This window comes from Pseudomonas purpurea (assembly GCF_039908635.1).
Lineage (GTDB): Bacteria > Pseudomonadota > Gammaproteobacteria > Pseudomonadales > Pseudomonadaceae > Aquipseudomonas > Aquipseudomonas purpurea.
Genome location: NZ_CP150918.1, coordinates 536,685 through 560,970, shown reverse-complemented (window position 1 = coordinate 560,970; position 24,286 = coordinate 536,685). Strand labels below are relative to the sequence as shown.

The 24,286-nt window shown below is 59.7% G+C and carries 16 protein-coding genes; 11 read left to right on the top strand and 5 right to left on the bottom strand.

Annotated features, from left to right (window positions below; translation table 11 throughout):
• Positions 1–125 precede the first annotated feature (125 nt).
• Entirely contained in the window at positions 126–1,928 is a 1,803-nt protein-coding gene (locus AABM54_RS02570; RefSeq protein WP_347903536.1) for an acyl-CoA dehydrogenase, read from the top strand.
• Positions 1,929–2,074: 146 nt separating this feature from the next.
• On the opposite strand, the gene AABM54_RS02565 is transcribed toward AABM54_RS02570, so the two are convergent.
• The 3 genes from AABM54_RS02565 to AABM54_RS02555 all read right to left on the bottom strand — a co-directional run bounded on the left by AABM54_RS02565 (position 2,075) and on the right by AABM54_RS02555 (position 4,641).
• The gene (locus AABM54_RS02565; protein ID WP_347903535.1) at positions 2,075–4,012 is read right to left on the bottom strand and encodes a methyl-accepting chemotaxis protein; all 1,938 of its coding nucleotides are present in this window, start codon (positions 4,010–4,012) and stop codon (positions 2,075–2,077) included.
• Between the two features lie 99 nt (positions 4,013–4,111).
• Complete coding sequence (locus AABM54_RS02560; protein WP_347903533.1) at positions 4,112–4,414, bottom strand: cell division protein ZapA; 303 nt, start codon at positions 4,412–4,414, stop codon at positions 4,112–4,114.
• Positions 4,411–4,641 carry a hypothetical protein gene (locus tag AABM54_RS02555; RefSeq protein WP_347903531.1) on the bottom strand — a complete coding sequence of 77 codons (231 nt, stop codon included), beginning with the start codon at positions 4,639–4,641 and terminating at the stop codon, positions 4,411–4,413. The genes AABM54_RS02560 and AABM54_RS02555 overlap by 4 nt, the downstream gene beginning before the upstream one ends.
• A 278-nt stretch (positions 4,642–4,919) precedes the next feature.
• Here AABM54_RS02555 and AABM54_RS02550 point away from each other — a divergent pair, with 278 nt between their 5' ends.
• From AABM54_RS02550 to selO, 4 genes are all read left to right on the top strand, one after another.
• Positions 4,920–6,545 carry a methyl-accepting chemotaxis protein gene (locus tag AABM54_RS02550; RefSeq protein WP_347903530.1) on the top strand — a complete coding sequence of 542 codons (1,626 nt, stop codon included), beginning with the start codon at positions 4,920–4,922 and terminating at the stop codon, positions 6,543–6,545.
• 291 nt (positions 6,546–6,836) lie between these two features.
• On the top strand, positions 6,837–8,579 hold the full coding sequence (locus AABM54_RS02545) for a potassium/proton antiporter (protein WP_347903529.1): 1,743 nt from the start codon (positions 6,837–6,839) through the stop codon (positions 8,577–8,579).
• Positions 8,580–8,615: 36 nt separating this feature from the next.
• Complete coding sequence (gene mscK, locus AABM54_RS02540; protein WP_347903527.1) at positions 8,616–11,966, top strand: mechanosensitive channel MscK; 3,351 nt, start codon at positions 8,616–8,618, stop codon at positions 11,964–11,966.
• A gap of 48 nt (positions 11,967–12,014) precedes the next feature.
• Complete coding sequence (selO, locus tag AABM54_RS02535; RefSeq protein ID WP_347903526.1) at positions 12,015–13,478, top strand: protein adenylyltransferase SelO; 1,464 nt, start codon at positions 12,015–12,017, stop codon at positions 13,476–13,478.
• 6 nt (positions 13,479–13,484) lie between these two features.
• On the opposite strand, the gene AABM54_RS02530 is transcribed toward selO, so the two are convergent.
• On the bottom strand, positions 13,485–13,874 hold the full coding sequence (locus tag AABM54_RS02530) for a transcriptional regulator (protein WP_347903525.1): 390 nt from the start codon (positions 13,872–13,874) through the stop codon (positions 13,485–13,487).
• Positions 13,871–14,167, bottom strand: a complete 297-nt coding sequence (locus AABM54_RS02525) for a type II toxin-antitoxin system HigB family toxin (RefSeq protein WP_347903523.1) — start codon at positions 14,165–14,167, stop codon at positions 13,871–13,873. The genes AABM54_RS02530 and AABM54_RS02525 overlap by 4 nt, the downstream gene beginning before the upstream one ends.
• A gap of 306 nt (positions 14,168–14,473) precedes the next feature.
• On the opposite strand from AABM54_RS02525, the gene AABM54_RS02520 reads away from it, so the two are divergent.
• The 6 genes from AABM54_RS02520 (at position 14,474) to AABM54_RS02495 (ending at position 24,181) form a co-directional block, all read left to right on the top strand.
• Positions 14,474–16,258 carry an SLC13 family permease gene (locus AABM54_RS02520; protein WP_347903521.1) on the top strand — a complete coding sequence of 595 codons (1,785 nt, stop codon included), beginning with the start codon at positions 14,474–14,476 and terminating at the stop codon, positions 16,256–16,258.
• Between the two features lie 308 nt (positions 16,259–16,566).
• Positions 16,567–17,085: an Hcp family type VI secretion system effector gene (locus AABM54_RS02515; protein ID WP_347903519.1), complete on the top strand. Its 519-nt coding sequence runs from the start codon at positions 16,567–16,569 to the stop codon at positions 17,083–17,085.
• A 408-nt stretch (positions 17,086–17,493) separates the two neighbouring features.
• A complete protein-coding gene (locus AABM54_RS02510) occupies positions 17,494–18,012 on the top strand; it encodes an Hcp family type VI secretion system effector (protein WP_347903517.1) in 519 nt (172 codons plus the stop codon).
• A 132-nt stretch (positions 18,013–18,144) separates the two neighbouring features.
• Entirely contained in the window at positions 18,145–20,229 is a 2,085-nt protein-coding gene (gene tssI, locus AABM54_RS02505) for a type VI secretion system tip protein TssI/VgrG (protein ID WP_347903515.1), read from the top strand.
• Entirely contained in the window at positions 20,226–21,020 is a 795-nt protein-coding gene (locus tag AABM54_RS02500) for a DUF4123 domain-containing protein (protein ID WP_347903513.1), read from the top strand. The genes tssI and AABM54_RS02500 overlap by 4 nt, the downstream gene beginning before the upstream one ends.
• Positions 21,017–24,181, top strand: a complete 3,165-nt coding sequence (locus AABM54_RS02495; protein WP_347903511.1) for a hypothetical protein — start codon at positions 21,017–21,019, stop codon at positions 24,179–24,181. The genes AABM54_RS02500 and AABM54_RS02495 overlap by 4 nt, the downstream gene beginning before the upstream one ends.
• Positions 24,182–24,286 lie beyond the last annotated feature (105 nt).

Genomic DNA, 24,286 nt, shown 5'->3' with positions numbered 1-24,286 from the left:
TCCCACATTTGTTTTGTGGTGCCTGTTAAGCCGTCGTTCTGCCCCACCATCAGCCCCATCAATCATCCTGTTCAGCCTCTATTCCTCTGCCTAGACTTGGTCCACTCCACTAAAGGTAGGCCGCCATGTCCGAGACGTTGCTCAGTTCCCGCAATCTGGCTTTCGAGCTGTATGAAGTCCTCGATGCCGTGGGCCTGACCCGGCGCGAGCGTTTTGCCGAGCACAACCGCGAGACTTTCGACGCGGCCATTGGCACTGCCCGCAGCATCGCCGAGAAGTTCTTTGCCCCGCACAACCGCAAGGGCGACGAGAACGAACCCCGCTATGAAGACGGCAAGGCGATCCTGATTCCGGAAGTCAAACCCGCCGTGGATGCGTTCCTGGAAGCCGGTTTCCTCAACGCTGCCCGCCGCTTCGAGGCCGGTGGCATGCAGTTGCCGACCCTGCTCTCGCAAGCCTGTTTTGCGCATTTTCAGTCCGCCAATGCGGCGACAACTTCCTACCCGTTCCTGACCATGGGCGCGGCGAACCTGATCGAAAGCTTCGGCACCGACGATCAGAAACAACGCTTCCTGCAACCGATGATCGACGGCCGTTTCTTCGGCACCATGGCCTTGACCGAACCACACGCCGGCTCCTCGCTGTCGGACATCCGTACCCGCGCCGAACCTGCGGCGGACGGCACTTACCGGCTCAAGGGCAACAAGATCTTCATCTCCGGCGGCGACCACTCGCTGTCGGAAAACATCGTGCACATGGTGCTGGCCAAACTGCCGGATGCACCTGCGGGCGTGAAAGGCATTTCGCTGTTTATCGTGCCCAAGTTCCTGGTCAACGATGACGGCAGCCTGGGCCAGCGCAACGACGTGCTGCTGGCTGGGCTGTTCCACAAGATGGGCTGGCGCGGCACCACCTCTACCGCACTGAACTTCGGCGATAACGGGGAGTGTGTCGGCTACCTGGTGGGCAAGCCGCATCAAGGCCTGAGCTGTATGTTCCAGATGATGAACGAGGCGCGGATCGGTGTCGGCATGGGCGCGGTGATGCTCGGTTACGCAGGTTATCTGTACTCGCTGGAGTACGCCCGCGAGCGTCCGCAAGGTCGGCTGCCGGACAGCAAGGACCCGAACACCGCGCCGGTCTCGATCATCCAGCACGCCGACGTCAAACGCATGCTGCTGACCCAGAAGGCGTACGTCGAAGGCGCGTTCGACCTCGGTTTGTACGCAGCGCGGCTGTTCGACGACACCACCACCCTTGCGACCGAAACCGAGCGCCAGCAGGCCCACGAACTGCTCGATCTGCTGACGCCCATCGTCAAGTCCTGGCCCTCGGAGTTCTGCCTCAAGGCCAACGAACTGGCAATACAGATCCTCGGTGGCCACGGCTACACCCGCGAATACCCGGTGGAACAGTATTACCGCGACAACCGACTGAACCCGATCCACGAAGGCACCCACGGTATTCAGTCGCTGGACCTGCTGGGGCGCAAACTGGCGCAGAACGGCGGTGCCGGGCTCAAGCAATTGATTCGGCTGATCGCCAACACCGCCGAACGGGCGCAAGGGTTTGAATCATTGACGCCGCTGCGTGAGCCGCTGGAAAAACTGGTGGCACGCCTGCAAGCCGTCACCCTCGGCCTGCTGAACGATCTGGCACAAGGCAAGGTCAACAGCAGCCTCGCCAATTCGGCGCTGTACCTCAAGGCATTCGGTCACACGGTGATCGGCTGGCGCTGGCTCGAACAAGCGATTCGCGCTGAAGAAGGACTGGCCAAAGGCAACGCCGCAGATATCAGTTTCTATAAAGGCAAGCTGCAAGCGGCGCGCTACTTCCTGACGTGGGAAGTGCCAGGTTGTCACCATGAACTGGCGATTCTCGAGGCACGGGATGATACGTGCCTGGGGATGCAGGATGAGTGGTTCTGATCCAAAACCTGTTTTGTTGCTGAAATCCAATCGCGGGCAAGCCCGCTCCCACAGGAATCCCTATTGATCACAAATCCTGTGTTCAACACCCAAACCCTGTGGGAGCAGGCTTGCCCGCGATGGCGTCAGTCCAGTCACCACCTTATTCAGCTCAGCTTGAACCCGCCCATCTGCCGCGCCAGATCATCGGCCAGGCGTTGCAACATCTGACAGTCTTCACGGCAAGCCCTGACCTCCCCCGCCGTGGCTCGCGCCAGGTCGGAAATCCCTTGCACGTTGCGGTTGATTTCTTCGGTCACTGCCGACTGCTCTTCCGTCGCCGTCGCCACTTGATGGTTCATATCGCTGATGCGCTCGACCTGCCCGGTAATCGCCGTCAACGACGCGCCGGTGCGCTGGCTCGACTCAACACCTGTCCCCGTCGCCGCTTGCCCCGAATGCATTGATGACACGGCATTTTCCGCGCCCTGCTTGAGGCTGCCGATCATCTGCTGGATTTCGTCAGTGGAGGACTGGGTGCGCCGCGCCAACGTCCGCACTTCATCGGCAACCACCGCAAAGCCTCGGCCCATGTCACCTGCCCGCGCCGCTTCAATCGCCGCGTTCAGGGCCAGCAAATTGGTCTGCTCGGAGATCCCGCGAATCACCGCCAACACCTGATCGATGGACGCCACTTGTGTCGCCAGTTCACCCACCGCGCCCGCGGCGATGCCGATTTCGTCGGACATGCTTTCAATATGCCGGATCGAGCCGCCGACCACTTCACGGGCCTGCATCGCTTCATCGCGGGCAGTCTGCGAGGCGAGTGCGGCGTTACCGGCGTTCCGGGCGATGTCCTGAACGGTCAGGCCCATCTCGTGCACGGCGGTGGCGACCATGTCGGTCATTTCCTGCTGACGACCGGAACGCTCGGCGGTGTTTTCCACCACCTGCGTCACCTGGCCAACGGCTGTGCGCAATCGCTCGCTGGTGGCCAGCACGTCACCTATCATGCTGTGCTGATTTTCCAGGAAGCGATTGAAGCCGCGGGCCAGGTCGCCCAGCTCATCGGCGCGACTGGAATCCAACCTGTGGGTCAAATCGCCACTACCGCTACCAATCGCTACCAGTGCCGCTGTTACCTGACGGATCGGCCGCACCAGCCCACGGGCCAGCAGCACGACCAGCAACAGGCAAACCAGCGCCACCGCCAGGCCGATGCCACTGGTCAGCCACATGGCTTTTCTCGCCTCGGCGTAGATCTGCGACTGCGGCACTTCGGCCACCAGGGTCCAGCCCAGATCGCGCAACGGCAAGCTCAACGCCAGGAACTCTTCGCCGTCACGCTGGAAGCTGCTGCTGGTCAAACCCTGATGCCCCATGACGGCAAGTGCGGCGGGCGCGCTGATCTGCTCGGCCAACTGTTGCTTGCCACTGAACGGCGCTTCGGGATGCACCTGGATCAAACCGTCGGAACGCACGAGATAGACCTTGCCGCGCTCACCAAAGCTGAAGTTGTGAATCAGCTCCGACAGCTCTTTCAGGCTCAGCCCAAGCCCGGCAACGCCCACGACGTTGCCGGCCTGCTGGACCTTGAGGTCGATAAACAGAGCCAACTCGCCGGTGGCGGTGTCATTGTCGATATTGAGGGTGCGCGGCTGGTCGCTGTCCAGGAAACGGTAGAACCAGGCGTCGGCCGGGGTGGATCGACTGAGGGTCCGATCCAGGCCTTTTTCGGTGTAGTAGTGGCTCGACTCGGCACCTGCAATCAGCGCGGTAAAGGCTTTGTGTTCGGCGCGAATGCTTTCCAGGTAACTGACGAAGCTGTTGGCCTGGGCACTGTTTTCGCCCCCGGCCAACCACTCGCGCACCATGCTGTTGCTGGCAATGTCTTTGGCGGCGGTGAGCGGCTGAACCAGAATCCGTTCGATGTCGTTGCGCATCGCTTCGACGCTCGACGGCAAGGCTTGCTCGACCAGATAGCGCTGGGCGAGGCGGTTGACCACCAGGGTGTAAATGCCAACCACGATCAGAATACTGACCAGCAGGGCGGTGCCCATGCTCAGGATCAGCTGCCATTGAATACTGCGTCGCCAGAACTGCATGGAGCACCCCCAAAGAATAAGAGGCTGAACTACTGCAACAGCCATGCCGATTGTATACAACTTATTCGACAATCTATTCTTTGGTTGTGCGCAACACCATCAGACCTGATTGATGGTCTTGGAAATCACTTCAACCGTGGCGCTGACTTGCTCTTGGTAACGGTCGAGTTCCTGAGTGTGGCGTTTCTGCATTTCGAGCTGCTGCGAACACAGGTTCATCGCCGTCAGCACCAGCAGTTTGTCGCCAATCAGCGTCGGGTATTTCTTTTTGGTGTCAGCCAGAACGGCTTTCAACATTAATGCGGCGTCCAGCAGGGTCTGCTCTTCCCCGGCCGGCGCCTTGATCGAATAGTCTTCTCCGAGAATGGAAACGACTTTTACCCCTTCGGCGCCGTGTCTCATGCGTTCACTGGCCCTGCGCTCACGCGCTCAACCAACGCCTGGATACGTGCGGCGGTTGCACCCTGCTTTTCTTCCTGTTCCATCAGGCTCAGTTGCAGGCTTTCGTTTTCATCCTTGGCCTGGGCCAGTTCTGCGCTCAGGGTGGCGTTCGTACCGAGCAGTTCCTGGTTCTGTTGCACCAGGTCGCTGACCAGCTGTTCCAATTGGCTTAGGGATGTTTCCAACATTTTGATTTTCCGAGCATTTTCAAAGGGCGCGTACGATAAAGAAAAGTCACCACTGGCGCCAGGGTTATTCGGGCTCAGAGCCTTGATTTTCCTGGCGGCGACCTTGCTTGCGAGCTTTAAAGACTGCGATTCGGCGCTCTGGTTCCTCACACCTTGTCGCCGTAATAAATCTGCGACAAAAGCGCGCAGCGCCTCAAGACTTTAGTCGTATGACCGATAAGTCAAAGATAACCAGTCTCACAGTCGCACGGATCGCGCTCTTCTCCCAGGTAGACACCATGTCCCTTCGTAATATGAATATCGCACCGCGGGCGTTCCTCGGCTTTGCCTTGATCGGCAGCCTGATGCTGATTCTGGGTGTGTTTGCCTTGAACCAGATGAGCAAGATCCGCGGCGCCGGTGAAAACATCATCCAGAGCAGCGTGCCGAGCATCAAGGCACTGGACGAGTTCACTCAGTTGACCCTGCGCCTGCGGGTGCTGTCCTACCGCTTGCTGCTCAACCGCGAAGCGGACATGCAGCAAAAGACCCTCGAACTGTTCGAGCAACGCAATCAGCAGATTCGCGCCGCACAGACCGACTATGAAAAGGTCATCACCACCGCGCAAGAACGTGCTGCTTACGATCAGTACGTGCAACTGGTTGGACAGTACCGTCAGCTTGAAGACCGCATGAAGAGCCTGTCGCGCAATAACCAGGTCGATGACCTGCGCAACCTGATCAACACCGATTTGCTGAACAACTCCGAGGCGCTCAATGAGGTCCTCAACCGCCTGATGCAGATCAACAACGACCAGGCGGTTGCCATCAACGAGAAAGCCGCCGATCAATATGATTCGGCCTTCGACCTGGTGGTAACGCTGCTTTTGATCGCCACCGGCCTGACATTCCTGTTCGCCTGGTTGCTGACCAACAGCATCACCCAGCCAATTGCCAAGGCGCTGGACGCGGCTGAAGAAATCGCCGAAGGCAACCTGACCCGGCCGATCACCGTTGACGGCACCGACGAAGCTGGCCGCCTGTTGCTGGCCATGTCGAAAATGCAGGAAAAGCTGCGCGACACCCTGCAGCGTATTTCCGGCTCCGCCACGCAACTGGCGTCCGCCGCGGAAGAACTGAACAGCGTCACCGACGAAAGCGCCCGTGGCCTGACCCAGCAAAACAACGAAATCGAGCAGGCCGCCACCGCCGTCAACGAAATGACCAGCGCCGTGGAAGAAGTCGCCCGCAACGCGGTCAGCACGTCCGAAGCCTCGAAGAACGCCACCACCTCTGCCGGTGACGGCCGTGACCTGGTACAGGAAACCGTCAGCGCCATCGAACGCATGAGCGGCGACGTGCAAAGCACCGCGACCCTGATCGGCAACCTGGCCAACGAGTCTCGTGACATCGGCAAAGTGCTGGACGTGATTCGCGGCCTGGCCGACCAGACCAACCTGCTGGCCCTGAACGCCGCCATCGAGGCCGCCCGTGCTGGTGAAGCCGGTCGTGGTTTTGCGGTCGTCGCCGACGAAGTCCGTGCACTGGCTCACCGCACTCAGCAGTCGACCAGCGAAATCGAACGCATGATCGGCAGCATCCAGAGCGGTACCGAACACGCCGTGGACTCGATGCGCAACAGCACCGAACGCGCGGAGTCGACCCTGAACATCGCTCGCGGTGCCGGGATGTCGCTGGACACCATCAACACCGCCATCGTCGAAATCAACGAGCGCAATCTGGTGATCGCCAGCGCCGCCGAAGAACAGGCGCAAGTGGCCCGCGAAGTCGACCGCAACCTGGTGAACATCCGCGACCTGTCTGTGCAGTCGGCCACCGGTGCCAACCAGACCAGCGCAGCCTCCAACGAGCTGTCGCGCCTGGCGCTGGACCTGAACAACATGGTTGGGCGGTTCAGCCTGTAACGGTCACTGAACAGCCTGTGGCGAGGGAGCTTGCTCCCGCTCGGGTGCGCAGCAGCCGTAAACCCTGCGAATGCGTTCCACATGACGCACCGCAGTGCTGGGTTCTGGGGCCGCTACGCGCCCCAGCGGGAGCAAGCTCCCTCGCCACAGCGATCTCATCCAGCCCAACGGGTGTGGATAATCGCAGTAAAAAGCTTTTTGACAGCATCACAATTCAACAGGTTAGAATCGCTGGCACGCAGACTGCATGGTCAGTTTGCGCCCGCCTTTCAGCTTTCTGGAGTACTGCCTTTGAATGCGACGACCATCAACAGCCTGTTCTTGATCGGCGCGTTGCTGGTAGGTGCGAGCATTCTGGTGAGCTCACTTTCGTCCCGCCTCGGGATCCCGATTCTGGTGATCATCCTGGCCGTGGGCATGGCTGCCGGCGTCGACGGCGGCGGCATCATCTTCGATAACTACCCCACGGCTTATCTGGTCGGCAACCTCGCCCTCGCGGTGATCCTGCTCGACGGCGGCCTGCGCACCCGCGTCTCGAGTTTCCGCGTGGCCTTGTGGCCGGCGCTGTCGCTGGCGACCGTCGGGGTGCTGATCACCACCGGGCTGACCGGCATGGCCGCCGCGTGGCTGTTTGACCTGAACCTGATCCAGGGCCTGTTGATCGGCGCCATCGTGGGCTCCACCGACGCCGCGGCGGTGTTTTCGCTGCTGGGCGGCAAGGGCCTGAATGAACGGGTCAGCGCCAGCCTCGAAATCGAGTCCGGCAGCAACGACCCGATGGCAGTGTTTCTCACCGTCACCCTGATCGACATGCTCGCCAGCGGCCAGACCGGCCTGCACTGGAGCCTGCTGGGGCACCTGATTCGCGAGTTTGGCATCGGCGGCCTCATTGGCCTGGGTGGCGGCTGGTTGATGTTGCAAATGGTCAACCGGATCAACCTGGCCAACGGCCTGTACCCGATTCTGGTGGTCAGCGGCGGTCTGGTCGTGTTCGCCCTGACCAACGCCTTGCACGGCAGTGGCTTCCTCGCGGTGTACCTGTGCGGTCTGGTGATCGGCAACCGCCCGGTGCGCAGCCGCCACGGCATCCTGCACATGCTCGACGGCATGGCCTGGCTGGCACAGATCGGCATGTTCCTGGTGCTGGGGCTGCTGGTTACCCCACACGACTTGCTGCCTATCGCCCTGCCCGCCCTGGGCCTGGCGCTGTGGATGATCCTGTTTGCCAGGCCGCTGTCGGTGATGGTCGGCCTGCTGCCGTTCAAGGCGTTCCATGGTCGCGAAAAAGCCTTTATCTCCTGGGTCGGCCTGCGCGGCGCGGTCCCGATCATTCTGGCGGTGTTCCCGCTGATGGCCGGGCTGCCCAATGCCCAGCTGTATTTCAACCTCGCCTTCTTCATCGTGCTGGTGTCGCTGCTGGTGCAGGGCACGAGCCTGCCGTGGGTGGCCAAACTGTTGAAGGTCACGGTGCCGCCGGAGCCTGCGCCCATCTCTCGTTCGGCGCTGGAGGTCCATGTCACCAGCGAGTGGGAGTTGTTCGTTTATCGCCTGGGCGCGGAAAAATGGTGCATCGGCGCCGCCCTGCGCGAGCTGAAAATGCCCGAAGGCACGCGCATCGCCGCCCTGTTTCGCGACCAACAACTGCTCCATCCGTCGGGTAGTACGGTGCTGGAAGTGGACGATTTACTCTGCGTTATCGGCCACGAACACAACCTCCCGGCCCTCGGAAAACTCTTCAGCCAGGCACCGCAACGCGGCCTCGATCTGCGCTTCTTCGGCGACTTCGTTCTGGAAGGCGACGCCCAGCTGGGCGCGGTTTCAGCGCTGTACGGGCTGCAACTCGAAGGGGTCGATCCAGACATCTCGCTGGGCCGCTTCATTGCCCAGAAGGTTGGGGGCGCGCCCGTGGTCGGTGACCAGGTGGAATGGAACAACACCATCTGGACGGTTGCCGTCATGGACGGGAACAAGATCGGTAAAGTGGGCGTCAGATTCCCCGAAGGAAGTCGCCCGGGCCCCGGCTTGTTCCTCTAAACTGCCTTTCTTTTCACCTTGCACTGACCGGTCTCTATGCCAACTCTGCGCACCTACTTCGCTATCGCCCTGCTGGGCCTGAGTCTCTCCGTCGGCACCCTGCAAGCGGCCGAACCGCCGTCCAGCGACGCCGTGCAGAAGAGCCTCGACAAGATCGCCGAACGCAAACTGCCAGAGGCCGATCAAAAGGCCCTGCAACTGGTGTTGCAGCAGACGCTGACCCAACTGACCAACCGCAACGACTACGACCAGCGGCTGAGCGACCTCAAGCAGCAGCTCGCTAACGCCCCCAAGCAGAACATCGAAAACCAGCGCGAACTGGCCCGCCTCAAGGCCAGTAAACCGGCCCCGGTGGCGCAACGTTACGCCAGCCTGCAGATCCCGCAACTCGAGCAACTGCTGACCGAGCGCACCACCCAGCAAAGCGATCTGCAAAAAAGCCTGGCCGACGCCAACAGTCTGATCATCACTGCCCAGACCCGTCCAGAGCGCGCCCAGGCCGAAATCAGCAGCAGCCAGACGCGCATCCAGCAAATCAACGGCATCCTCAAGCTCGGCAAGGACAACGGCAAAACCCTCAGCGCCGATCAGCGTGGCCAACTCAATGCCGAACTGGCTGCACTCAACGCCCTGATCCCGCTGCGGCGCCAGGAACTGGCCGGCAACAGCCAACTGCAAGACCTGGGCAACAGTCAGCATGATTTGCTGATGGAAAAAACCGCGCGCATGGAGCAAGAGATCCAGGACCTGCAAACCCTGATCAACCAGAAGCGCCTGGCCCAGTCCCAGCAAACCGTGACGCAGCAATCGATCGAGGCGCAAAAGGCCGGCAGCAGCAGCCTGCTGGCGACCGAGAGCGCGGCCAACCTGAAGCTGTCCGACTACTTGCTCAAAAGCACCGACCGCCTCAACGAACTGACCCAGCAGAACCTGCAAACCAAGCAACAGCTCGACAGCGTGACCCAAAGCGACTCGGCGCTGGACGAACAGATCAACGTGCTCAAAGGCAGCCTGCTGCTGTCCAAGATTCTCTACAAACAGAAGCAGTCCCTGCCACGGCTGCGGGTCGACCGCGACCTCGCCGACCAGATCGCCGACATTCGCCTGTACCAGTTTGAAGTCAATCAACAACGGGAGCTGATCAGCAGCCCCGGCACCTACGTCGAAAACCTGCTGGCGACCCAGCCGCCCGATCAGGTCACCCCGCAACTGCGCCGCACCCTGCTGGACCTGGCCGTCACCCGCAGCGACCTGCTGGAGCGCCTGAGCCGCGAACTGAGCGCATTGCTCAACGAATCCATCACCCTGCAACTCAATCAGAAACAACTGCTGAGCACCGCCCAGACCCTGCGCGCGACCCTCGACGAACAGATGTTCTGGATTCCCAGCAACAAACCGCTGGACCTCGAGTGGGCACGCACCGTGCCGGAGCGACTGGAGAAACAGGTCACGACCCTGCCGTGGGCGTCGAGCTTCAGCGAATTGACCGATGGCCTGACCCAGCGTCCGCTGCTGTTCCTGCCCCTGGCCCTGCTGATCGGTTTCCTGCTGTGGCGCCGTAAGTACCTGTATGCGCGGTTGAACAAGGTTCACCAGGACATCGGCCACTTCAAGCGCGACAGCCAGTGGCACACGCCGCAGGCGATCCTGATCAACATTTTGCTGGCGATGCCGGTTTCCCTGGGCCTGGCGCTGTGCGGCTACGCCTTGCAAGTCGACGCACGCGGGCAGAACGCCAACCTCGGCGCCGCGTTGCTGCAAATCTCCCAGGCGTGGCTGGTGTTCTACACCGCGTACCGGATCCTCGCGCCGGGCGGCGTGGCCGAACTGCACTTCCGCTGGGAGAAGCCGCAAGTCGAGTTCCTCCAGGGCTGGATTCGTCGTCTCGGACTGGTGGTGCTGGCGTTGGTGGCCGTGGTGGCCGTTGCCGAGTTGCAACCGGCGGCGCTGGCCGATGACGTACTCGGCATCGGCGTCGTCCTGACCTGCTACGCCTTGATGGCCTGGCTGCTCAGCCGATTGCTGCTCAACAGCCCGACCCACAACAATGCGTCGCTGTTTCGCAAGGCCGTGGGCATCCTGTTCACCGCCCTGCCAATCGCGTTGTTCATCGCCGTGTGCTTCGGCTACTTCTACACCGCGCTGAAACTCAGTGACCGGTTGATCAACACCCTGTACCTGCTGATGTTCTGGCTGGTGATCGAAGCCACCTTCGTTCGCGGCCTGAGCGTGGCGGCACGGCGCCTGGCGTATCAACGGGCCCTGAGCAAACGCCAGGCCGCCCGAGAGGCCGGCGACGGCGAGGCCGTGGTCGAAGAGCCCACGCTGGACATCGAGAAGGTCAACGAACAGTCCCTGCGCCTGATCCGCCTGGCGCTGCTCGGCGGTTTCATCGCTGCGCTGTACTGGGTCTGGGCCGACCTGATCACGGTGTTCTCATACCTGGACAACATCACCCTCTACGAATACACCAGCGGCACCGGCATCAACATGAGCATGGTGCCCATCAGCATCGGCGACATGCTCGGCGCGCTGATCATCATCGGCATCACGTTTGCCCTGGCGCGCAACCTGCCGGGGCTGCTGGAAGTGCTGGTGCTGTCCAAGCTCGACCTGGCCCAGGGCAGCGCCTACGCCACCACGACCCTGCTGACCTATGTGATTGCCGGTATCGGTTTCGTCTCCACCCTGTCGACCCTCGGCGTGAGCTGGGACAAGTTGCAGTGGCTGGTAGCCGCGCTCTCCGTCGGCCTGGGTTTCGGCATGCAGGAGATCTTCGCCAACTTCATCTCCGGGATCATGATCCTGTTCGAGCGCCCGGTGCGGATCGGCGACACCATCACCATCGGCAACCTGTCGGGCACGGTCAGCAAGATCCGCATCCGCGCCACCACCATCACCGACTTCGACCGCAAGGACATCATTGTCCCGAACAAGACGTTCATCACCGGGCAACTGATCAACTGGTCGCTGACCGACACCATCACCCGCGTGACCCTCAAGCTCGGCGTCGACTACGGCTCGGACCTGGACCTGGTCAAGGAATTGCTGCTCAAGGCCGCCCGCGATAACCCGCGAGTACTCAAGGAACCCGAGCCTCAGGTGTACTTCCTGAATTTCGGTGAAAGCACCCTGGACCATGAACTGCGCGTGCACGTGCGTGACCTCGGCGACCGCAACCCGGTACTCGACGAGATCAACCGCTTCATCAACCGCGAGTTCAAGAAACAGCACATCAACATTTCGTTCCGCCAGATGGAGGTCTACCTCAAGAACCTCCAAGGCCAGGAATACAAAATGGTGCCTATCGAGCCGGAAGCCAAAACCATCGTTGCACCGACCGAGATCAAATCGGCGAAGCAACCGCCTGCGGCCAAACTCGACTAACGGGTTTATCCCTAGCAGAATGCTCGGACATTCTGCTGGAGATGGCCGTTGAAAGCCCTCGACGAACTGACCTTCGACAACCGCTTCGCCCGCCTGGGCGATGCGCTCTCAACCCACGTGCTGCCCGAACCCATCGCGGACCCTCGGCTGGTAGTCGCCAGCCCCGCCGCCATGGCGTTGCTGGACCTGGACCCGGCCGTCGCCGAAACGCCGGTGTTCGCCGAACTGTTCGGCGGCCACACGCTGTGGGCCGAAGCAGAACCGCGGGCGATGGTCTATTCCGGGCATCAGTTCGGCTCCTACAACCCGCAATTGGGCGACGGTCGCGGGCTGCTGCTGGGCGAGGTCTACAACGAGGCGGGCGAACACTGGGACTTGCACCTCAAGGGCGCCGGGCAAACACCTTACTCGCGCATGGGCGATGGCCGCGCGGTGCTGCGTTCGTCGATTCGCGAGTTTCTGGCCTCCGAAGCACTGCATGCCCTGGGTATCCCGACCACCCGCGCGCTGTGCGTGATCGGCTCCAGCACCCCGGTCTGGCGCGAGAAACAGGAGCGCGCGGCAATGGTCCTGCGCCTGGCGCCGAGCCATGTGCGCTTCGGGCATTTCGAATACTTCTACTACACCAAGCGCCCCGAACAACAGAAAGCCCTCGGCGAACACGTGCTGGCCATGCACTTCCCCGAGTGCCTGGAACAACCGGAACCGTACCTGGCCATGTTCCGCGAAATCGTCGAGCGCAACGCTGAACTGATCGCCAAATGGCAGGCCTATGGTTTCTGCCACGGCGTGATGAACACCGACAACATGTCGATCCTGGGCATCACCTTCGACTTCGGCCCGTTCGCCTTCCTCGACGACTTCGACGCCCACTTCATCTGCAATCATTCCGATGACCAGGGCCGCTACTCGTTCAGCAACCAAGTACCCATCGGCCAGTGGAACCTCAGCGCCCTGGCCCAGGCCCTGACGCCGTTCATCAGCGTCGATGCCTTGCGCGAAACCCTCGGCCTGTTCCTGCCGCTGTTCCAGACCCACTACCTGGACCTGATGCGTCGGCGCCTCGGCTTGACTACCGCCGAAGACGACGACCAGGCACTGGTCGAAACACTGCTGCAACTGATGCAAAACAGCGGCGTCGACTACAGCCTGTTCTTTCGTCGCCTCGGCGAAGAGCCGGTCGATGTGGCCGTGGCTCGCCTGCGCGACGACTTCGTCGACATCAAGGGTTTCGATGCCTGGGCCGAGCGCTACAGCGCCCGCGTCAGCCGCGAAGGCACCATCGACCAGGCACAGCGCCGCACGCGCATGCACGCAGTCAATCCGCTCTATATCCTGCGCAACTACCTGGCACAGAAAGCCATCGACGCCGCAGAAAGCGGTGACTATTCAGAAGTGCGTCGCCTGCACACCGTGTTGAGCAAGCCGTTCGAAGAACAGCCCGGCATGGACAGCTACGCCGAGCGCCCGCCTGAGTGGGGCAAGCATCTGGAGATCAGTTGTTCGTCGTAAGTTCGCTCAGATAAAGGTCTCCACCGAGACACCAAAGCGCTCGGCCAACCAGCGAACTTGCCGCAGGTTGAGCTGGCGCTTGCCGCTGAGAACTTCCGACACCACCGATTGCGCGCCAACACCCGGCAGGTCGCTTTGGCTCAAGCTGTGTTCGCGCATCAGGTAACGCAGTGCATCCACGGGCATCGGCCGATGTTCATGGTCATACGCCTCGATCCAGTCGCCGATGATGTCCACCAGGCTCATGAGCGGGTTGGACTCATCTTCACCCACCAGCTCCAGCAGTTCATCAAGCGCTTTGACCAGCAGGTCGTAATCGGCCTCGTTCGTTGGCTTGTGCAGCAACGGCGAGATGAACTGCCAATGCTCGACAGCCTGTTTTATGAGTGCGCTCATCTGCGGTCCTCTTTCCATTTGCCTTTGTCATAGTCGTGATGATCCAGCACATGCCGGATATAGAGCTTTTGAACCTTGTAGCGGACCAGCGCGATCAGTCGCAGCTTGTTGCCGCCCACATCGAAAACATGCCACGACTCAACCTTGTCCACCGCCGCAAACATCGCCTTCATCTGCGCAAAATCAGCGGGGCTGTAGATTTTCATCCGTCGATACCATTCATCCAGCGCACTCGCTGATTGCGGCCATTTTTCCTTGGCCTCCCAGATCCGTTTGGCAGTGATCACACGCATGCAGCATCCTTATCGCATCTTGCTATGGAGGGTAGGCACCGAGCGCGACTATCGCAACCCGCTATTGGCATGGGCTGACCAGCGGTGCGCACTCGATGTACTTCCAAAGCCTAGGTATAGGGCGCACGCCTACACCGGTGAATATATGAGCAGATACGACGGGGCACAGACCCAATAACCAAATCGCATATCAACCAACTTAAACATTCTTAGACTCTCTAAGCGCGCCTCACTATCGTGTCGGCCGCGGCCGCCTCCGAGCGCGCCCGATACCTCATACGAGATTCGTTCGCCAAAGGAAGCCCCATGTCCTGGGACTCGTTACCCCTGCTGTTCGTCGCTGCGTTGCTGATCTGGTTGCTGATTTCTTTCGTGCGCGAAAAATGGAGCGCCGACGTGGTGGCGGCGATTGCCGTTGCGGCGTTGCTGGTGACGCAGATCCTCAGCCCCGGCGAAGTGCTGGGTGTGCTGAGCAACTCGGCGCCGGCCACCATCGCCTGCATGTTCGTGCTGTCCGCTGCGCTGGAGCGCACCGGTTGCATCGATGCCCTGGGCAACTGGCTGGGCAACCTTGTCGGCGATAAACCGCTGCGGGTGCTCGGCGGCTTGATGATTACCGCGCTGGTGATTTCCGCGTTCCTCAACAACACCCCGGTGGTGGCGATTCTCACGCCCGTGGCGATTGCCCTGGCCAAACGCGCCAACAGCTCGCCCTCGAAACTCTTGATTCCGCTGTCCTACGCCACCGTGCTGGGCGGCATGCTGACGATGATCGGAACCTCGACCAACATTCTGGTGGACGGCGTGGCGCGCAAGGCCGGCCTGGCGCCGTTCGGCATGTTCGAGATCACCCCGGCGGCGTTGATGTTCGCCGCCGTCGGCTTCATCTACCTGATGCTCTTCAGCAATCGCCTGCTGCCGGACCGCGACAGCCTGTCCAAACAGCTGCGCCCGGACCTGGGCCGCACGTTCATGAGCGAGTTGCTGGTGCCCCACGACTCACCGGTGATCGGCAAGACCCTGGCCGAGGCCAACCTCAACGGTGGCAGTGGCCTGCAAGTGCTGAAGATCTTCCGTGACGATCAGGAACTCAGCACCCCGGACCACCACACCCAACTGTTGAGCGGTGACCGACTGGTGCTGCACGGACAAGTCCAGGACGTGGTCGAGCTGCGCGAAAGCGGTCACCTGACGTTCAATCGCGGTGAAGCCTTCGAAACCATCAGCAGCCACGACGTGATCCTCGCCGAGGCCATCGTCGGCCGCAGCTCGCGCTACAGCCACCGGCCGATGCGCGACCTCGACCTCACCGCACGCTACGGCATCAACGTGCTGGCGGTACACCGTCAGGCCGAAAACATTCAAGGCAACCTCGACGACCTGCACCTGCAGTTCGGCGACGTGATGCTGGTTGAAGGCACCCCGGCGCAAATCCGCCGCTTCGCCGACAACGGCGACCTGATCAGCCTGAACACCGTGCAGGAGCGCGCCTACCGCCGCGACAAGGCGCCGATTGCCTTGATCGCCACACTGGCCGTCATGGTCCTGTCTGCGTTTGAAATCATGCCCATCGAAGGCATGGCGCTGATCGCCGCCGTGGTGGTGGTCGCCACCCGCTGCCTGGACGTCGAAGACGCGTATAAAGCCGTGGACTGGAAAATCCTCAGCCTGATCTTCGGCATGCTGGCCATCAGTATCGCCATGGACAAGGTCGGCCTGATCGACCTGGTGGTGAACAAAACCATGGCCGCGATCCCAAATCCTGGGCCGTTGCTGATGCTCGGTTTCATTTACCTGCTGACCACGGTGCTCACCGAAATTCTCTCCAACAACGCCGTGGCCGTGCTGCTGACACCCATCGCCATCGGCGTCGCCCAGCAACTGGGCGTCGACCCTCGGCCCTTCGTGGTCGCGGTGATGTTCGCTGCCAGCGTCAGCTTCGCCACACCCATCGGCTACCAGACCAATACGTTTGTGTATAACGCGGGCGGCTACAAATTCAGCGACTTCATGCGCATCGGCATCCCGCTGAACATCCTGATGATGATCGTCGCGATGTTCGTGATTCCGTGGTTCTGGCCGCTGGTCTGAGTGATGACGGCCACTACCTGGCCATGATGCGCAAGAAGTTGCACAACGGATTGCGCGTCATTGGCTGAAAATTCGCCTTGCAGCATGGCCTGTATGGCTTTCAGGGCACTGCGCAAGTTGTTGCGCAGTGGTGCGCAAGAACTTGCGCAGTTTTCGATTGAACAGTGCCTTAATTCATCGTGTAAAAATCATAAGCATTTGATTTATATAGATTATTTTTAAATGGCATGGACCTTGATAACCCTCTGGTACTCCCGAGGCAATTTCACCTCCGGGGGCTTTTGGTTTATCAGGCAAGGAAAGCTCACATGCCAACACCCGCGTATCTCTCCATCACAGGCACCAAGCAAGGCCTGATCACCGCAGAAACATTCACCCAGAAATCTGTCGGCAACATCTATCAGGAAGGCCACGAAGACCAGATTCTGGTCCAGGCCTTCCAGCATCAGGTCATCATTCCCAGGGACCCGCAATCGGGCCAGCCAACCGGTCAGCGCGTACACAAGCCACTGATGATCACCAAAGTTTTCGACAAGTCTTCGCCGTTGATTTTTGCCGCGCTGACCTCTGGAGAGCGGTTGGAAAACTGCCACCTGGCCTGGTATCGAACCTCCGTTGAAGGCATTCAGGAGCACTACTTCAGCATTGAGCTGGTGGATGCGCTCATCGTCGAGGTTCAATCACGTATGCCGAACTGCCAGGACCCGCAGATGTCGCACTTCACTCACCTGGAAGATGTGTACTTCACCTACCGCAAAATCATCTGGACCCACGAAATATCCGGGACTTCCGGCTCTGACGACTGGCGTGTCCCGATCAGCGCCTAAAACCGATTGCTCATCTCGATGGCATCGGCAGGGATCAGTCAGATGAGCAACGCGTCGTAACGTCATCCCGCTCGCTGCCGATCCCTTCGCCCACCCACGAAGCCAAAACCTCAAGTGCGCAACTTCTTGCGCACTTGTTTCCAGAAATCCGCTCGTAAATCCCCTACAGCCCACGGCCCACCTGACCTGTAGCCGAGTGCGCAACTTCTTGCGCAGTACTGCGCAACTTCTTGCGCACTTTGGCGACCTTTCCTACGCGCAACAAGGCAAACTCTTACGCCTTTAACGCATAACTATTTGATTTAAATAGTATTTTTTATACATGGCACAAACCTTGATACATAAAGATCACCCACCGGGCGATTTCGCCCCCGGGCTATCTCATTTATGTCAGCAAGGAGAGCATCCATGGCAACACCAGCATATATGTCCGTCACCGGCGAAAAACAAGGCCTGATCACCGCCGGCGCCTTCACCGCAGACTCCGTTGGCAACACCTACCAGGAAGGTCACGAAGACCAGGTCATGGTTCAGGGTTTCAGCCACGAAGTCATCATCCCGCGTGACCCGCAATCCGGCCAACCCACCGGCCAACGCGTTCACAAACCCGTGGTTATCACCAAAGTCTTCGACAAGGCTTCCCCACTGTTGCTGGCTGCCCTGACGTCGGGCGAGCGCATGACCACTATCGAAATCAAGTGGTACCGCACCTCCGCTGCCGGCACCCAAGAGCACTACTACACCACCAAACTTGAAGACGCGATCATCGTGGACATCAAGGACTACATGCACAACTGCCAGGACCCATCGAACTCGCACTTCACCCACCTGGAAGACGTGCACTTCACCTACCGCAAAATCACCTGGACCCACGAAGTATCCGGTACTTCGGGTTCCGATGACTGGCGTTCCCCGGTCGCTGGCTAAGTCTGGCCGACCGTTACAACACATCGGCCAGCTCTGCTGGCCGATGTCGTTTATGCCCTATAGAATTCCTGCCTTCGTCCACACCCTCACCCGGTGCCGACGCGCGCCGCAAGACTGCAAAAGGAACAATGGATGTTCGCTCCGGCCAATCAGACTCACTTCAGCCTGACCATCGAAGGTCTGGAGAACGATCTCCAGGTGCTCGCCTTCAAAGGCCGGGAAGCCATCAGCCAGCCGTTTCAGATCGAGGTCGAACTGGTCAGCGAACGACCGGACCTGAACCTCGAAACCCTGTTGCACAAACCGGCGTTCCTGCAAATGTCGCCCGACGGCAGCGGCATCCACGGGCAGATCTATCGCGCCGCCCAAGGCGATTCCGGCAAGCGCCTGACGCGCTACGCCGTGACCCTGCGCCCGCAGCTGTCCTACCTGGCGCACCGCATCAACCAGCGCATCTTCCAGAACATCACCGTGCCGAAAATCATCGGCCAGGTGCTTGAAGAACACGGCATCCAGAGCAACGCCTACCAATTCCAGCTAGGGGCGGTTTATCCCGAGCGCGTGTACTGCGTTCAGTACGATGAATCGGACCTGCATTTCATCCAGCGCCTGTGCGAGGAAGAAGGTATCCACTACCACTTCCAGCACAGCGCCACGGGCCACAAACTGGTGTTTGGCGATGACCAGACGGTGTTCCCGAAACTCGCCCCCGTGGCCTACCAGCAAGACTCCGGCATGGTCGCCAACGACCCGGTGATCAAGCGCTTCGACCTGCGTCTGGAAACCCGCACCAGCCGTACCACGCGCCGCGACTACGACTTCGAGAAGCCGCGCCTCACCCTCGAAAGCGCCGCCCCCGGCGATGCCAAGCCAGACCTCGAAGACTACGACTACCCCGGCCGCTTCACCGACCGCGAGCGTGGCAAACACCTGGCCACCCGCGCCCTGGAACGCCACCGCAGCGACTTCCAACTGGCCGAAGGCAAAAGCGATCAGCCGCTGCTGGTCAGCGGGCACTTCCTGGCCCTCAAGCAGCACCCAAAAGCCAAATGGAACGACCTCTGGCTGCTCACCGAAATCCTCCACGAAGGCAAACAGCCGCAGGTCCTCGAAGAGTCGGTGACCAGCGACACCACGGCCCTCAAGGACGATTTCCACCAGGGTTACCGCAATCGCTTTCAGGCCACCCCGTGGGACGTACCCAACCGCCCGCCCCTGAACCACCCCAAGCCGCGCATCCTCGGCAGCCAGAGCGCCGTGGTCACCGGCCCCAAGGGTGAAGAGATCCACTGCGATCAGTACGGCCGCGTGAAGGTGCAGTTCCACTGGGACCGCGAAGGTCAGGCCGACGACAAGACCAGTTGCTGGCTGCGCGTCTCCTCGGCCTGGGCAGGCGCCCATTACGGCGGCATCGCCATCCCGCGTATCGGCATGGAAGTGCTGGTGACGTTCCTTGAAGGCGACCCCGACCAGCCACTGGTCAGCGGCTGCCTGTATCACAAGGAAAACACCGTCCCCTACGCCCTGCCGGCGAACAAGACCCGCAGCACCTTCAAGACCCTCAGCTCACCGGGCGGCGGCGGTTACAACGAACTGCGCATCGAAGACAAGAAAGGCCAGGAACAGATCTTCCTGCACGCCCAGCGCGACTGGGACGAGAACATCGAACACGACCAGAGAATCCGCGTCGGCAACGAACGCCATGACACCGTCGAAGCCAACAGCTACAGCGAGTTCAAGGTCGAGGAACACCACACCGTCCACACAGACCGCAAAGTCGAAACCCAGGCCAGCGACCACCTCACCGTGGGCGTGAACCAGCACATCAAACTCGGCACCAGCCAGTTCATCGACGCCGGCCAGGAAATCCACCTCAGCAGCGGCCTCAAAGTCGTCCTCGAAGCCGGCAGCGAAATGACCCTCGTCGGCGGCGGCAGCTTCGTCAAAATCGACGGCGGCGGCGTAACCCTGAGTGGCCCGGTGATCAACATGAACTCGGGCGGAAGCGCCGGGAACGGCACGGGGGCGGCGCCGTTGCTGCCGGGGCCGTTGAAGCAGGCGGATGCGGATAAGCCGGGGGCTCTTCTACAGCAGCGCTTGCGGGAGAATGTGCCAATTGTTGAGTTGTGCCAGAAACCCAAGGGCGGTACGCCGATGGAGTGTCCGTTGACGGATTGCCCATGCAGAAAAGCCCTGCTGGCAGGAGCAAAAGCGTGACGATTTCGGTACTGCTTGAACGCACAGATGACTTGCTCGAGAAGATTTACCGCCACTTGGAAGATCCCAACCTGAGCCTTTTATTCGACACAACCGAACTGGCCCTCTATGCAGATCAAAGTCCTCTGTGGTTGGAGACACCCACTCACTCGGCGTTCCTCGAAGCAATTCGCAACGAGCCGGTTAATTGGCCCGGGCTGATTATTGAGAGTGAGGCTGACGCACAAACGCTGCTCACTCATCTACGACACATATTGCTAGTGCGCTTTGGCCAGGGCCGCAAAGGTGTCCTGCGCTACTCCCATCCGACGACAGCCAGCTATCTCTTCCCGGTCGATGATGTCCAGGCCGGCCCGACGTGGATGGGACCGATAAGCTGTCTGACATGGTACGGCGGAACCTGGAGCGATCTGGCGCTGGGAGGTCAACGCTGGATCAGCATCGACAATCCCAAAGCATTGCAATGGAAGGCCGTCGAGAACATGACACCTGTTCACCTGAGCGCCCCCTATGAACAGGCATTGCAGCGCCAGCAAAAAGAACACTTCCTGTACCAGTGGTGGGAAAAACACGACACAACGCCCTACCCACAAGCCGAGAAATATCTGCAAGACGGGATGAGCAGCGGCTTTGCGCAAGCCGCAGAACTCAACGAATACCTGTCACTGCGAGCGCACCATCCAAGCCAGGATGCGCCCCATGTTCCCCCTCACGGCACCAGCGAAGATCGCCTGGAACAGATGCGATTGCATCTGGAACGAAACCAACAAGACAAGGAGTCCCTGACATGAGCGCACCCGTTGGGAGTTTGAGCTCCGGCCCGGCTTGCGAAGCTGGAAAACTGATCGTTCAGGTGATTGGAAAGGACCATCCCGCTGGCCAGAAAATCGTCCTGTGCGATGAGGCCAACAAGGAGCTCAAGGGTAAACCCGAACCCTTGGAAAAAGACCTGTGCAGCAGTGTGTTGCATGTCTGGGATTGCGCCGGCCAAGCCACTCGCAATCTATGGCTGGAAATCACCTCAAGCACAGGCAAGCCGATTCGTCTGCCACTGCTCAAGAATGTACGGGCAAGTCCACGCCAGGCAGATGCACAATGGAACCAGTTGGTTCCCGTACTTCCATTCGTCGCGCTGCCGGGCTCGAAAAGCAGCTACGACCTCGGCGCTCCGGTTCTTGCCAGAACTGGCTTCATCTACGCCTTTTACCAGAAGAAGCTGTGGCGTGAACTGGAGGTGCGGATTGAGGAAGGCAAAACCACTTACCATGACATTGATGTTGCTCAATACCGTCAAGGCAATGGTTTCAAAACCGGGAATCGCCAAGCCACCGGGCAACCCCTGGAAGATATCTGGCTCCCTGCAATCTGGAACAATCAGCGTGTTATGGACCTGCAGTTGTGTTTCTCCGAAATACAACTCAACGCACCACGCCTGCGACACCTTGAACAAGATGCCAAGGCACGTGACCAACGCTGCCGAAACCCTGATCTGAGCTGTTCAAATGCCCGGTTCAAAGACCTCTACAAAGGCAAGCCAGACGGCCAGGCCATGCTGCAGGCATTTTCGAACTTTGATGTTCGTGACCGTGCCAATCAGACCTCCGTGGCCCAAGTCACAGTCGTCAGACGCAACCTTGACCTGAGTGTTTTCCCGCTCACTGTGGTAGCACCTCAACGCCCCCGTAGCCCTGCTTACGAGTACATGCTCGATCACCCGGCCCAACACCTGTTCAGCCTCGACGGACAGTTCCCGGTCAAGGCCGGTCAGGAAGCCAAGGATTTTCTGATTGAGTGCGCCAAGGGGACCTCTCCCAAAGCTACCGCAACACTGGAAGTGACGGCCGTAGCCGACACCTTGGAAAACTCGTTGCCTGTGCCCAAACCGACGGAAGAGAAAAAGGATGACCCTCCCGCAAAAAAACCCGATCTGTGGCTGGCTCATCCAAGCACTACCGATGTACTGACTAAAGCCCGAGAACGACAAGTCTGCGGTGTACTGCTGGATGACTCACGCTATCGCTTGCGCTACCTGCAGAATCGCATCAAAACCCATCCGCACCTGCTGCTCTTGTGCGCTCGCCACGCTGCGCGCCAGGTCAACCATGCCAGCGCCCTGCTGGTGCAACAACTGGTAGTCCCTCGCAACATTTCGGGCGCGGCCAACCCGCTGCACGCCAGCATGGAAAAACTCAGCGCCAGCGGCAAGCAAGATATCAACCGCTGCACCGCCACCGTAGAGCGTGCCATGGTGTGGCAACACATGAACACAGCTCAGGACTTGTTGACCGAGAGTCTGCAGCAGGCGAGCACCCAACAGACACTGGCCGACCATTTCAGCCTGGATGATTTTGAGTACGCCTGCGCACTGTTCTGCATCAGCCAGACGATTGCCGCCATCGCCATACCGCCTGCGCGTCTTGACCCGCTGGCCCCAAGCGGAGATGTGGTCGACGCAGTCAGTGGGGTCAGCCTCTACAGCCCCACTGCCAGCGAAGGACAAAAGTTCATTGGAAAAATTGCCAGTGATAAAAAGTCTCCGCTGCACGTCATGCTTTGGCCTGAATGCGACGAGCAAACCACTGACGCTCCCTACCAAGTACCCACCAAAGAGGATGAAAACACGGGCGATGGTCGCTTCCGCGCCACAGAGTTGGCTAAAAACGAGAAAAAGCCAGCACCTGCCATCGCCCAACAAAAAACCGAGGACAGCCTGGACGTGGCCAATCTGTTGGCCGGGGCCAGTCTCAACAGTTACCTGACTACCAAGGGCAAGGCTGTCACCGGTGCGCTGGTCAGTATTTTTGAAAACCTGCAGGGCGCCGTGAATCTGGCCGTCAAAGCAATCGAAGCCCCCCAGGCAGCTGCCGACCTGGCCGCAGATGAAGCCAAGGCCCGCAAAAAAACCAGTACAGAGTCCAATGATCGCCTGGAAAGCCTCCGCAAGCGTTTAGCCAGCAAAGCCAAACCCGTGACCGTGCAATTGCACTCCATAGGCGTACAACAATTACGCAGTATGCTACCCGATGCCTTTGGGGCGGCTTACTTCATGAGCCGAGGCAAAGTTACTCAAAAATACTATGTGTTTGGCCTGGAAGACCTACCGGCACCAGAAACGACGCCCAAGACACTGTATGGCGAGTACCTGGATAAAAATGGCAAGTTACTGGGCAGTACCGATCGCAAACGCATGCCCGCTGACGGTGTGGAAACAGCAACCCATAAAGTTCTGGTTCTTCCCCGCGACCATGTCACAGCGAAATTGACCAGCAATATGAACAAAGAGCAGGCCACCAACAAGCAAGCCAAATCCGCGGCCAACAGCGCTGACGATGCAGCCAAGGCCGCAGACAATGCCTTGAATACGGTGATCAAAAGACACAAAACACTTGCAACTGCCCAAAAGGTTCTTGGTTCCAGCCCTGTCTGCATCGCAGTATTGATGTTGGAGATATGGAATGTGGGGAATGAAACACAAGCATGGACACAAAGCTTGCGGGAAAAAAACATGTTCCGAGTTGTAGGCGGAGTTGCCGGCGCTGGCCTTGACCTCATAATTGCCATGGAAGCGCTGACCGTTAAAGTGATGGGCTCTCAGTCAGCCTTAGCTGCCGCACGAGAACCTATCTACATTATTCCTAAGGGTAGATTCAGTACCGGTTTTGGTGAGGCCTTGGGAAAGAGATTGGTTGAAAAGGTTACCGCCCGCCTTATTGGCCAACTAGTCTCTGGAACAGTCTTTGCCTTTCTGAACATATACGATGCCATATATGCTTGGCAATGGAATGACAAAGCCATGTATGGCTACTTGTTAATGGCTGGTGGAGCCTTGGCTGGAGTCACTTCCGGTGTATTCAGTGGCGTGGCGATGTCGTTCCTAGGTATGCAACCACTAGGCTGGTTAAGCCTTCTATTGATTGGTATTGGCGCCGGCCCTGGTGTTTTGGCTCAGTAGCACACCGCTGGATGACTGGATGAGCAATGGGCCTTTCGGTCCGGGAGGCGGAACCCCTTCTGTACATCTACGAGATCCCCACGAAGCCTTCTATCGCCTGATAGG

What these genes read in the sequence shown, in the direction of transcription:
- AABM54_RS02495 (WP_347903511.1), top strand. Translation starts at nt 21,017, where the DNA reads ATGAGCGCACCCGTTGGGAGTTTGAGCTCCGGCCCGGCTTGCGAAGCT.
- AABM54_RS02560 (WP_347903533.1), bottom strand. Translation starts at nt 4,414, where the DNA reads ATGAGACACGGCGCCGAAGGGGTAAAAGTCGTTTCCATTCTCGGAGAA.
- AABM54_RS02520 (WP_347903521.1), top strand. Translation starts at nt 14,474, where the DNA reads ATGTCCTGGGACTCGTTACCCCTGCTGTTCGTCGCTGCGTTGCTGATC.
- AABM54_RS02525 (WP_347903523.1), bottom strand. Translation starts at nt 14,167, where the DNA reads ATGCGTGTGATCACTGCCAAACGGATCTGGGAGGCCAAGGAAAAATGG.
- AABM54_RS02510 (WP_347903517.1), top strand. Translation starts at nt 17,494, where the DNA reads ATGGCAACACCAGCATATATGTCCGTCACCGGCGAAAAACAAGGCCTG.
- AABM54_RS02530 (WP_347903525.1), bottom strand. Translation starts at nt 13,874, where the DNA reads ATGAGCGCACTCATAAAACAGGCTGTCGAGCATTGGCAGTTCATCTCG.
- AABM54_RS02570 (WP_347903536.1), top strand. Translation starts at nt 126, where the DNA reads ATGTCCGAGACGTTGCTCAGTTCCCGCAATCTGGCTTTCGAGCTGTAT.
- AABM54_RS02515 (WP_347903519.1), top strand. Translation starts at nt 16,567, where the DNA reads ATGCCAACACCCGCGTATCTCTCCATCACAGGCACCAAGCAAGGCCTG.
- AABM54_RS02550 (WP_347903530.1), top strand. Translation starts at nt 4,920, where the DNA reads ATGTCCCTTCGTAATATGAATATCGCACCGCGGGCGTTCCTCGGCTTT.
- AABM54_RS02565 (WP_347903535.1), bottom strand. Translation starts at nt 4,012, where the DNA reads ATGCAGTTCTGGCGACGCAGTATTCAATGGCAGCTGATCCTGAGCATG.
- tssI (WP_347903515.1), top strand. Translation starts at nt 18,145, where the DNA reads ATGTTCGCTCCGGCCAATCAGACTCACTTCAGCCTGACCATCGAAGGT.
- mscK (WP_347903527.1), top strand. Translation starts at nt 8,616, where the DNA reads ATGCCAACTCTGCGCACCTACTTCGCTATCGCCCTGCTGGGCCTGAGT.
- AABM54_RS02555 (WP_347903531.1), bottom strand. Translation starts at nt 4,641, where the DNA reads ATGTTGGAAACATCCCTAAGCCAATTGGAACAGCTGGTCAGCGACCTG.